10 protein-coding genes (1 of these 10 running past the window's edge) are annotated in these 10999 nt (G+C 72.8%); 2 read left to right on the forward strand and 8 right to left on the reverse strand.

All coding sequences use genetic code 11. The features are described from left to right. Positions 1-168: 168 nt before the first annotated feature. Positions 169-2481 carry an ATP-binding protein gene (locus tag JNX00_RS02610; RefSeq protein ID WP_204744000.1) on the forward strand — a complete coding sequence of 771 codons (2313 nt, stop codon included), beginning with the start codon at positions 169-171 and terminating at the stop codon, positions 2479-2481. Here JNX00_RS02610 and JNX00_RS02615 read toward each other — a convergent pair. Genes JNX00_RS02615 through JNX00_RS02645 form a run of 7 tightly spaced genes read right to left on the reverse strand, consistent with a single transcriptional unit; the run spans position 2465 to position 8417 of the window. Further along, complete coding sequence (locus JNX00_RS02615; protein WP_204744001.1) at positions 2465-3436, reverse strand: threonine dehydratase; 972 nt, start codon at positions 3434-3436, stop codon at positions 2465-2467. The two genes, JNX00_RS02610 and JNX00_RS02615, sit on opposite strands and share 17 nt — an antisense overlap. A 10-nt stretch (positions 3437-3446) precedes the next feature. After that, complete coding sequence (locus JNX00_RS02620) at positions 3447-4121, reverse strand: VOC family protein (RefSeq protein ID WP_204744002.1); 675 nt, start codon at positions 4119-4121, stop codon at positions 3447-3449. Beyond that, positions 4118-4984 (reverse strand): PhzF family phenazine biosynthesis protein, encoded by an 867-nt coding sequence (locus JNX00_RS02625; protein ID WP_070400456.1) that lies wholly within the window; start codon positions 4982-4984, stop codon positions 4118-4120. Before JNX00_RS02625 ends, JNX00_RS02620 begins: the two co-directional genes overlap by 4 nt. A gap of 4 nt (positions 4985-4988) precedes the next feature. Beyond that, positions 4989-5681, reverse strand: coding sequence for a glutathione S-transferase (locus JNX00_RS02630; protein ID WP_204744003.1), 693 nt, complete (start codon positions 5679-5681; stop codon positions 4989-4991). Then, positions 5678-6877: a PLP-dependent aminotransferase family protein gene (locus JNX00_RS02635; RefSeq protein WP_070400455.1), complete on the reverse strand. Its 1200-nt coding sequence runs from the start codon at positions 6875-6877 to the stop codon at positions 5678-5680. The genes JNX00_RS02630 and JNX00_RS02635 overlap by 4 nt, the downstream gene beginning before the upstream one ends. Then, positions 6874-7806 carry a DMT family transporter gene (locus tag JNX00_RS02640; protein WP_204744004.1) on the reverse strand — a complete coding sequence of 311 codons (933 nt, stop codon included), beginning with the start codon at positions 7804-7806 and terminating at the stop codon, positions 6874-6876. The genes JNX00_RS02635 and JNX00_RS02640 overlap by 4 nt, the downstream gene beginning before the upstream one ends. Then, positions 7803-8417 carry a LysE family translocator gene (locus JNX00_RS02645; protein ID WP_070400453.1) on the reverse strand — a complete coding sequence of 205 codons (615 nt, stop codon included), beginning with the start codon at positions 8415-8417 and terminating at the stop codon, positions 7803-7805. The genes JNX00_RS02640 and JNX00_RS02645 overlap by 4 nt, the downstream gene beginning before the upstream one ends. 146 nt (positions 8418-8563) lie before the next feature. Between JNX00_RS02645 and JNX00_RS02650 the strand changes: the two genes are divergently transcribed. Next, positions 8564-9976: a PLP-dependent aminotransferase family protein gene (locus tag JNX00_RS02650; RefSeq protein WP_204744005.1), complete on the forward strand. Its 1413-nt coding sequence runs from the start codon at positions 8564-8566 to the stop codon at positions 9974-9976. A gap of 30 nt (positions 9977-10006) precedes the next feature. On the opposite strand, the gene JNX00_RS02655 is transcribed toward JNX00_RS02650, so the two are convergent. Then, positions 10007-10999, reverse strand: the 3' portion of a protein-coding gene (locus JNX00_RS02655) for an ATP-binding cassette domain-containing protein (RefSeq protein ID WP_070400451.1). Its footprint extends 882 nt past the window's final position; the window shows 993 of its 1875 coding nt (coding positions 883-1875); its start codon lies off the right edge, out of view; it ends in the stop codon at positions 10007-10009.

The raw sequence follows: 10999 nt of genomic DNA on the forward strand, positions 1-10999 counted from the left end.
CTGTCACCTGTGCGAAAGCGCACCATTCGCCGGGCCGCCCGCGCTGGGGGAGCGGTTTGCACCGTTTTCGTGCCGCTTATCCGGGCGCCGTGCGCGGGAGCGCGTGCTGCAATCGGTCATTCTTCCCAAAGGCGTCGCCGGCGCCCGGTCCGCGTTCCCCCTCTTTCGATGGCCACCGGTATCCCCGAACTCATGTGGTTTCACCTGCCCACGCTGCTGGCGGTGTGGACAGGCATCGACGTTGTCATCGGTCTGGCCTTCTGGGCCCAGCACCGGCGCCTGCGCCACGTGGGCGGCCTGGGCTGGTGGGCGCTGGCCTGCCTCACGCACACCTGCGCCGCGGCGGCCATGATGGTGCGCCCGCTGCTGCCCGGCTGGGTGGGCATGCCGCTGAGCAACCTGCTGTTCTCGCTCACCTTCGCGCTGCTGTGGGTGGGCTTCCGGGCCTACCTGGGCCTGTCGGTGCGCCGCGTGATGACCGGCGTGTTGCTGCTGCTGCTCGTGCAATGGCCGGTGAACGTGTTCTTCATCGAGGTCATCGACAGCCTGCCCGCGCGCCAGTTGCTGTGGCTGGGCACCAACGTCGCCCTGCTGCTGCTCATGATCGGCGACGCGCGCGCCCACCGTCCCTGGCCGGCGCCGACGGAGTTCCGCGCCCTGGAAAGCGTGCTGTGGCTGCAGGTGGCCCTGCTGCTGGGCTATGCGCTGATCGCGGTGGTGCTGCGCTGGCCTTTCCTGCCCGCGGTGGCGCTGCTCACCTTCTGCTTCCTGATCGCCTACCTGCTGTGCGTGCTGGCCTTCCAGTGCCTGTTGATGCTGCGCCTGCGCGACGAGGCCCAGGCCGCGCGCGCCGTGCAGCGCCAGCGCGAGGCCGACCTGCAGCGCCTGGTGGACAACCTGGACGCCGGCGTGATGGTCTTTCACCCCGACCACACGCTGTGGCGCATGAACACCGCGGCGCGGCGCTTCCTCACCTGGAGCGCGGTGGGCGCGGACGGCGTGGTGCCCGAGCCGAGCTACGAGAGCTGGCTCATGCTGGACGAGAACGGCCAGCCGCTGCGCCGCCACGACCGGCCCTTCGAGCGCGTGCTCATCACCGGCCAGCCGGTGCGCGACGTGGTGGTAGGCCTGCCGATCGATGGCGGCGCGCGCCTGCGCTGGGCGCTGTGCAGCGGCTATCCCGAAAACGATTCGCAGGGTGGCCTGCGCCGCGTGGTGCTGACCTTCATCGACATCACCGCCATGAAGGACGCGCAGTCGGAGCAGAAGGCGCTGGAGGCGCGACTGTCGCAGTCGCAGAAGATGCAGGCCCTGGGCACGCTGGCCGGGGGCGTGGCGCACGACTTCAACAACATCCTGACCGCGATCCTGGGCAACGCCGACCTCGCGCGCGAGGACTTGCCGGCCCAGGCGCCGGCGCACGAAAGCCTGGGCGAGATCAGCACCGCCGCGCGGCGCGGACGCGAGCTGGTGCGCCAGATCCTGACCTTCAGCCGCCAGCAGCCGCTGGCGCGCGCGCGCGTGCCGCTGGCCGCGGTGGTGGTGGAGTCCTGCGCGCTGCTGCGCGCGGCGCTGCCCTCGCAGGTGCAGCTGGTGCAGACCATCGTGCCGCCGCTGCCCGAGGTCTCGGGCGACGCCACCCAGCTGCAGCAGGTGCTGGTGAACCTGGGCACCAACGCGCTGCACGCCCTGCCCGCGGCCGGCGGACGCATCGAGGTCGCGCTGGACAGCGTGCCGGTGTCGCAGGCGCAGCTGCCCCCCGCGCTGGCCCAGGCCTGCCGGGCGGCGGGCCTGCCCGTGCTGCGGCTGCGCGTGATCGACGACGGCTGCGGCATGGACGAGCGGGTGCAGCGCCGCATGTTCGAGCCCTTCTTCACCACCAAGCCCGTGGGCCAGGGCACCGGCCTGGGCCTGTCCGTGGTGCTGGGCCTCGTGGAGGCGCACGGTGGCCACATCGAGGTGTGCAGCACGCCCCAGAAGGGCACCACCATCACGCTGTGGCTGCCACCCTTGCCCGCCGACGAAGCGACAGCCGAAGACAAACCCGTCACAATGCCCGCCGTGGAAAATCCCCAGCCCCGACCCGACGCCCCGGCCTCGCCGGAGGCCGCCCCCCACATCCTCTACCTCGACGACGACGACACGCTCGTCTTCCTGGTGCGACGCCTGCTGGTGCGGCGCGGCTACCGCGTGACGGCCCTGTCGGTGCAGGCCGACGCCCTGGCCGCCCTGCGCGACAAGCCCGGCGAGTTCGCCCTGCTGCTCACCGACTACAACATGCCCGGCATGTCGGGCCTGGAGGTCGCGCGCGAGGCGCTGAGCATCGAGCCACGGCTGACGGTGGCCGTGGCCTCGGGCTACATCACCGACGAGCTGCAGGCCGAGGCGCGCGCCGCCGGTGTGCGCGAGGTGGTCTTCAAGACCGACGCCGTCGAGCAGTTCTGCGAGATCGTGGCGCGGCTGGTCAAGTCGAGCGACTGAGCACGCGGGCGAAGGCCTCGCTGTCCACGTTGCCGCCGCTGAGCACGGCGCCCACCGCCTGGCCGCGCAGGTGCTCGCGCTCCTGCCAGGCCGCCGCGAAGGCCGCGGCGCCGGCGCCCTCGGCCACGTTGTGCGTGTCGGCGAACAGCGCGCGCATGGCCTCGGCCACGGCCTCGTCGCTCACCCGCACCACGTGGTCCAGGCCGTCGGCCAGCAGGGGCAGCGCGTCGGCCTCGGCCACGCGGCAGGCCATGCCGTCGGCCAGCACCGTGCTCACCGGCGCCGGCACCACGCGGCCCGCGGCCAGCGAGTCGGCGTAGGTGGTGGCGCCGCTGCTCACCACGCCCACGATGCGCACGCGGTGGCCCAGCGCGCGCTTGGCGGCGATGGCCGAGCACGCGCCCGAGCCCAGGCCGATGGGCACGTAGGCGACGTCGAGTTCGGGCACGGCGCGCAGGAACTCCCACCAGGCGGTCGCCACGCCGCTCAGCAGGTCGGCGTGGAAGCTCGGCACCATGTGCGCGCCGCGCTCGGCCGCCAGCGCGCCGGCGTGCTCGCGCGCGGCCTGGAACTCGTCGCCGTGCTCGATCAGCGTGGCGCCCAGGCTGCGCATGGCGGCGTTCTTCTCGACCGAGTTGCCGTGCGGCACGACGATGGTGCAGGCCACGCCGTGCGCGCGCGCGGCCCAGGCCACGCTCTGGCCGTGGTTGCCGCGCGTGGCGGAGATGACCTCGCGCGGCAGCGCGCCGCGCCGCGCGAGGTGCTCGAAGTAGGTGAGGCCGCCGCGGATTTTGAAGGCGCCCACGGGGGTGTGGTTCTCGTGCTTGATCCAGCAGGCGGTGCCCAGGCGCGCGCTCAGCGTGGCCCAGCGGTACTGCGGCGTGGCGGCGAAGGAGCGGTAGACCGTGGTGGCGGCTTTTTCGATGCAGGCAAGGGTAGGTAGGACGATGCTCATGGACGGAGGTTTAGGGCTTGGCCAGCAGGTCCAGGTCCTGCTGGCCGTCGTGCAGGTGGGCGCTGATCAGGGCCTCGCCCTCGCGCACGCGAAGGCGCATGCCGATGGCGTCCAGGGCCGTGTTCAGTGCCGCCGCACGCGGATGGGCCAGTTGCAGCCCGCGCAATTGCAGGCCGCTGGCGGGCAGGGTGGCAACCGGGTGGATGCCGCCCCACTGGATCAGGGTGGGCAACAGGCCGTCGAAGCCGCGCGCGCCGTCGTCGCGCACGGTGATGCGCCATTGCAGCAGGCCGCGCGGCGTTTCGCGCGAGGCGGTGAGCACCGGGCCGGGGTCGATGCCCTGCGCCAGCCAGGCGGCGCGCGCGGCTTCGATGTCGTCGACGCGCGCGACCCAGTGGATGGGCTGTGGGCCGTGGGCGCGCAGGCGCTCGCGCAGCGCGGAGTCGTCCAGGTCGAACCAGCGCCGCAGGGGTGCTGCGCGCGTGGGCGTGGCCGCCGGGTTGATGGCCAGCAGCTCGAGGTAGGCGCGCTCGGCGCCGTCGAGCCGCAGCAGGCGGTTGTGGGTGCCGAACAGCGCGTGCGCGCCGCCCGGCGCGGGCGTGCGGCCCAGGGCGCTTTCGCACCAGTCCACGCCCTCGGCCAGCGTGGTGGCCGCGACCACGAGGTGGTCGAACGTGGCGTTCACAGCAGCACCGTGCCCTGCACGCAGCTGACCGATTCGCCGCCGACCCAGATGGTGCCGTCGGCGGCGCGCTGAATGTGCACGCGCCCGGCGCGGCGCAGCGCGGTGCCCTGGCTGGCCACGTAGCGCTCGGGCGCCAGGCCAGCGCCGATCAGCCACTGCGCCAGCGCGGCGTTCAGGCTGCCGGTCACCGGGTCTTCGGCGATGCCGTTGTTGCCGGGGAAGAAGGCCCGCACCTCGAACGCCAGCTCGGGGTCGGATGGGCGTTGCCCCACCACGCCCACCTTGCCGCGCGGCCCGACCACACCGATGTCGAGGCCGCCGAGCACGGCGGCGTCGGGCCTCACCGCCAGCACCTGCTCGGCGCTGCGTAGCAGGACGGCGCGCCAGCCCGGGCCGTTGTCGCACCAGCTGTGCGCCAGCACGTCCTCGCGCGCGATGCCCAGGCCACGCGCGATCAGCGCCACGTCGGCCTCGTCCAGCGGGCCCTCGCGGCGCCGCGGCGGGGCCGCGAAGGCCAGGCGCGCGCCGTCGCGGCGGATGCGCACCAGGCCCACGCCGCATTCCTGCACGATGTCATCGCCCCGGGGCCGCCCGCCCGCGCTGAGCCAGGCGTGCGCCGTGCCCAGGGTCGGGTGGCCGGCGAAGGGCAGCTCGCGCCCCGGGCAGAAGATGCGCACGCGGTAGTCGGCGCCGGCCTGCGTGGGCGGCAGCACGAAGGTGCATTCCGACAGGTTGGTCCAGTCGGTGAAGGTCTGCATCTGTTCTGTGCTCAGGCCCTCGCCGTCGAGCACCACGGCGAGCGGGTTGCCCAGGCAGGGGGTGGCGGTGAAGACGTCGACTTGCTGGAAGGGGCGGGTGTTCATGGGCTCAGGCCAGGGGAAGGTCCAGCACGCCGCGGCTGCAGGGCATGGCCAGCCAGCCGGCGTACCAGCGCTCGAGGTGCGGCCAGGCCGGCCGCGGCTGCGGCAGGCCGAACCAGCGGTGGATTTCGCAGGCGATGGGGAAGTCGGCCGCGGTGAGCTCGTCGCCGGCCATCCAGGGGCGCTGCGCGAGGTGGCCGTCGAGCCGCTCGAACAGCGGCTCGGCGGCGCGCACCGAAGCCTCGATGGCGGCCAGGTCGCGCCGCTCGGCCGGGGTGCGGATCCATTGCGTGAACGCCGGGCTGCCCGCGCGGTTGAGCGTGGTCTGCTGCCAGTCGAGCCAGCGGTTGGTGTCGGCGCGGGTGCGCAGGTCGGCGGGCATGCCGCGGCCCTGGCGCTCGCACAGGTAGCGCAGGATGGCGTTGCTTTCCCAGAGGGTGAAGTCGCCGTCGCGCAGCAGCGGCACCAGGCCATTGGGGTTCAGGGCGCGGTAGGCCGGCGTGTCCACCACGCCGTGGCTCAGGCCGGCGTCGGTGCGCGGCAGATCCAGGCCGAGCCACTGCGCGCACAGCACCACCTTGCGCACGTTGATGGAGCTCAGGCGGCCCCAGAGGTGCAGTCCCTGAGCGGCGCTCGCCGGGGGAACCTCCGTGCTGCGCCCGCCGGTGCGAGCGCCTTCGGGCGGCCGTGCGGCGCTCATGCGGTCGCGGCGGCCCGGCGGGGCAGGTGTTCGCGCACCGCCTGCGCCAGCGCGGCGATGCCGCGATCGATCTGCTCGACCGTGGCGGTGACGAAGGACAGGCGCAGCGAGCGGATGTCGGGCGCGTCGGTGAAGAAGGGCGCGCCGGGCACGAAGGCCACGCCGCGCGCCACCGCCTGCGGCAGCAGCGCGGTGGCGTCCATGCCCTCGGGCAGGCGCACCCACAGGAACATGCCGCCGTCGGGGGTGTTCCATTGCACGCCCAGACCGGCCATTTCGCGCTCTAGCGCGGCCAGCATGGCGCGGCACTGCGAGGCGTAGAGCGCGCGGATGGTGGGCACGTGGCGTTCGAGGAAGCCCTCCTTGAGCACCGCGCTCACCAGGCGCTGGTTGAAGCTGGGGCTGTGCAGGTCGGCCGCCTGCTTGGCCTGCAGCAGCTTGGGGTAGACGGCCGTGGGCGCGACGATGTAGCCCAGGCGCAGGCCCGGCGCCAGGATCTTGGAAAAGGAGCCGAGGTAGAGGCCGCCCTCGGGGTTCCGCGCCGTCAGGGGCGCGGGCGGCGGGGCGTCGAACCACAGGTCGCCATAGGGGTTGTCTTCCACGATGGGCAGGCCGGTCTCGGCGGCGGCGCGCACCAGCGCGGCGCGGCGCGCTTCGCTCATGCTGCGGCCCGTGGGGTTCTGGAAGTTGGGCAGCGCGTAGAGGAAGCGCGCGCCGCTCGCCTGGCGGCGCAGGTCGTCGACGTCGAGGCCTTCGGCGTCGCTGGCCACACCCACGAACTGCGGCTCCATGGGCGTGAAGGCCTGCAGCGCACCCAGGTAGGTGGGCGTTTCCACCAGCACGCGGCTGCCGGTGTCGATCAGCACCTTGGCCACCAGGTCCAGGCCCTGCTGGCTGCCCGTGGTGATGAGCACCTGCGCCGGGTCCACGGCCCAGGGCAGCTGGCGCGCCACCCATTCGCGCAGTTGCGCGTGCCCCTCGCTGGACGCGTACTGCAGCGCCGCGCGGCCGTCGTTGCGCAGCACCTCGGCGCAGGCCTCGGCGAAGGCGCTCACGGGGAAGGTCTGCGGCGAGGGCAGGCCGCCGGCGAAGCTGATGATCCCGGGCTTCTCGGTGACCTTGAGGATCTCGCGGATCACCGAGGGGTTCATGCGTTCGGCGCGGCGGGCCAGGGTCCAGGGGGTGGCGGAGCTCATGTGGGGGCCTTGTGGAGGGACGGGGAGGGGACGGGCGGCGCGGCGCCGAAGCGCCGGCCGGCGAACACGCTGGCCACCACGGCCAGCGCGAAAACCAGGGTGAGCGCGTCCAGGCGCTCGCCCAGCAGGGGCACCGCAGCGGCGATGCTGATGAAGGGCTGCAGCAATTGCAACTGGCTCACGCGCAGCGGCCCACCCAGCGAGAGCCCGCGGAACCAGGCGAAGAAGCCGGCCCACATGGAGAACACCGCCACGTAGGCCAGGCCGAGCCAGGCGCTGAGGTTCACGCCGCGCTCGGGCCAGGTGAGCAGCGCGGCCGGCAGGGTGATCGGCAGCGCGATCGCACAGACCCAGCTGATGACGCGCTCGGCGCCCAGGGCGGGCGTGACCTGCGTGCCACCCACGTAGCCCAGCGCCGCGGCCAGCACGGCGCCGACCAGCAGCGTGTCGGCCCAGCCCAGGCCGAAGCCGTGCCCCGCCTGGTGCGCGCGCAGCAGGCTGTAGGCCACCACCAGCGCGCTGCCCAGGCCGGCGAACAGCCAGAAACCCAGGCGCGCGCGCTGGTGCATCAACCAGGCCGCCATGGCCGCGGTGGCCAATGGCAGCAGGGCGGTGAACACGGCGGCGTGGCTGGCCGTCACGTGGCGCAGCGCCCAGCCCAGCAACAAGGGAAAACCGATCACGTTGCCCAGCACCGCCAGGGCCAGCGGGCGGCGGTGCTCGGGGCGGGGCATGGGCGCGCGCGTGACCCACAGCCAGGCCAGCGACAGCCCGCCGGCGATGGCCGCGCGCGCCCAGGTGACGAACCAGGGCGAGAGCTGCGGCGCGTCCAGGCTGCCCGTGGCCAGGCGCGTCATCGGCAGCGTCAGGCCGAAGACCGCCACGCCGAGCAGGCCCAGCAGCCAGCCGCGTCTTTCGTCGCGGCTCATACGGTGAGCATCCACAAGGCGGTGGCCACGAGCACGCCGGCCAGCACGCGGTTGAACCACAACAGGCGCTCGCCCTGCGCGAGCCAGTCGCGCAGCAGCGAGCCGATCAGGGCGTAGAGAAAGTTGCTGGTGAAGGCGAAGAACAGCATCACCCCGCAGACGATGAGCAGCCGCTCGCCTGGGTTGGGCGCGGGCGCGCCCGCGCTGCTGATCACCCAGCCCGCGCTGAGCGTGAGCGCGAGCATCCAGGCCTTGATGTTGATGAACTGCAGCCCCACGCCTTGCCAGAAGCCCACCTGCAGGCGGGCCGGGTCGGCCTGCGACAGGCGCGCCGTGCGCGCCAGCATCCAGGCCAGCCAGAGCATGTAGGCCACGCCCACCCCCTTCACGGCCCAGCGCAGCGCCGGCACGCCGGTGATCAGCGCGCCCATGCCCAGGCCGCTGGCCAGCATGAGCAGGATCCAGCCCGTGGGCACGGCCAGGCAGAAGCGCAGGGCGCGCCGCAGGCCGAAGTTGGCCGCCAAGGCGGTGGACAGCGTGGTGTTGGGCCCCGGCGAAAAGCTCATCGCGGTGCAGAAGATCAGCAGGGCGGTCAGTTCGGTCGCGGACATGGGGCGGGTCGGTCGGGCGGAAGGGAAGGGCTGGCGCTCGGCGAACGATCAATGTACCCTTTGCCATCAATACAGAGCCAATACAGTTTGCCCGTTCAGTTCGCACACTGTATGGGCCTGACGGGCAATACACACAAGGCCACCCCATGTTGCTGAAGACCGCGAACCAGTCGCTCACGGAGCAACTGGCCGAGCGCTACGCCGATCGCATCCGCCAGCGGCTGCTCGCGCCGGGCGCGCGCCTGCCCTCGGTGCGGGCCTGCGCCCGCCTGCACGGTGTCAGCCCGTCCACCGTGGTGGCGGCCTACGACCTCCTGCTCGCCCAGGGCCTGGTACAGGCGCAGCGCCAGCGCGGCTTCTTCGTGCGCGAGCCGCTCACGCCGCGCGCCGAGTCGCGCAGCGCTGCGCCGCTGCCGCCGGCGCAGAGCCCCATCAACGCGACGGCCCTCATCCGCGGCATGTTCCACCAGGTGAGCGACAAGCCGCAGCCCGGCATGGGGGTGTTCCCGCCCGACTGGCTGGAGTCGACTTTCATGCCGGCCGCCGTGCGCCGTGTGGCCTCGGTGCGCGCGCTCAACGAAACCTCGCTGAGCTACGGCGAGCCGCGTGGCGACGAGGGCCTGCGCCGCGTGCTGGCGCAAAAGCTCGCCGGCATCAACGTGCACGTCGACCCGGTGCAAGTCGTCACCACGGTGGGCGCGACGCACGCGCTCGACATCGTCAGCCGCACGCTGCTGCGACCCGGCGACCCGGTGATGGTGGAGGAGCCGGGCTGGGCGGTGGAGTTCGCGCGCCTGGCGGCGCTGGGCATGCGCGTGCTCACCGTGCCGCGCGGCCCCGACGGGCCCGACCTGGCGGTGATGGAGCGCCTGGCCGAGGCGCACCGGCCCAAGCTGTTCGTCAGCGTGAGCGTGCTGCACAACCCCACCGGCTACAGCCTGTCGCCTGGCGCGGCGCACCGACTGCTGCAGCTCGCGCAGCGCCTGAATTTCCACATCGCCGAGGACGACACCTACAGCCACCTGGCGCCCGAGCACGCCACGCGCCTGAGCGCGCTCGACGGCCTGCAGCGCACCATCTACGTCAGCGGCTTCGCGAAGATTCTGGCGCCGAACTGGCGCATCGGCTTCCTGGCCGCGCCGCCCGGCCTGGTCGAGCCCCTGCTCGACACCAAGCTGTTGAGCACGCTGACCACGCCGGCTCTGCTGGAGAAGGCCCTGGCCTACTGCATCGAGCAAGGGCAGCTGCGCCGTCACGCCGAGCGCGTGCGCACCCGCCTGGACGCCGCCCGCACGCGCAGCGTGAAATTGGCACTGGGCGCGGGCTGCCGCTTCGCGGCCGAGCCGTCGGGCCTGTTCGGCTGGGTCGACACCGGGGTTGACACCGACGCGCTGGCCCAGCGCCTGCTGGACGATGGCTACCTGATCGCGCCCGGCGCCCTGTTCCACGCCGCGCGCACGCCCAGCACGCTCATGCGCATCAACTTCGCCACCACGCAGGACGCGGCGTTCTGGCGCACGTTCTCGCGCCGCGTGGCCTCGGCCAGGGCGGGCGCGTAAGGCGCGGGTGCGGCGCCTGCGCCGCTGGCGTCAGCGCGCGCCCAGCGCCTCCTGGCGCTCCAGCGCGGCCATCCACTCTTCTTCCACGGCCACCAGGCGCTGCGCCACCTCGGCTGCGCGCGCGGGGTTGGTGCCGTACAGGCTGCCATCGCCGAGCTCGGCCGACAGCGCGGCTTGCTCAGCCTCGAGCGCAGCGATCTGCGAAGGCAGCGACTCCAGCTCGCGCTGTTCCTTGTAGCTGAGCTTGCGGCGGGGGGCGTCGGCCGCCGGGGCCGCCGCGGGCGCGGGTTTGGCCGTGGCGACGGCGGGCGCTGGCGGGGCGGCGCGCGCGGACTGGGTCAGCCAGTCTTGCACGTCGCCCACGTACTCGCGCCAGCGGCCCGCGCCTTCGGCCACCAGGGTGCTGGTCACCACGTTGTCGAGGAAGCGGCGGTCGTGGCTCACCAGAAACACCGTGCCCTCGTACTGCTGCAACAGGTCCTCCAGCAGTTCCAGGGTGTCGATGTCCAAGTCGTTGGTGGGCTCGTCCAGCACCAGCACGTTGGCTGGGCGCGCGAACAGTCGCGCCAGCAGCAGGCGGTTGCGCTCGCCGCCCGACAGCGTGCGCACCGGCGAATGCGCGCGCGCAGGCGAGAACAGGAAGTCGCCCAGGTAGCTCTTCACGTGCGTGCGCTTGCCGTTGATCTCGATCCACTCGCTGCCGGGGCTGATGAAGTCCTCCAGCGTCGCGTCCAGGTTGAGCTGCTCGCGCATCTGGTCGAAATAGGCCACGGTGAGGCGGCTGCCCTGGCGCACGCTGCCCGCATCGGGCGCCAGCTCGCCCAGGATGAGCTTGAGCAAGGTGGTCTTGCCCGCGCCATTGGGGCCGATCACGCCCACCTTGTCGCCGCGCAGGATCGTGGTGGAGAAGTCGCGCACCACGGTCTTGCGCGGGCCGCCGGGTTGGTCGAACCCCTTGCTCACCTCCAGCAATTCGGCCACCAGCTTGCCGCTGGCGGCGCCAGCGTCGAGCTCCAGCTTCAC

Origin of the sequence: Hydrogenophaga sp. YM1, from assembly GCF_016903055.1 — a bacterium.
Taxonomy (GTDB): domain Bacteria; phylum Pseudomonadota; class Gammaproteobacteria; order Burkholderiales; family Burkholderiaceae_C; genus Hydrogenophaga; species Hydrogenophaga borbori.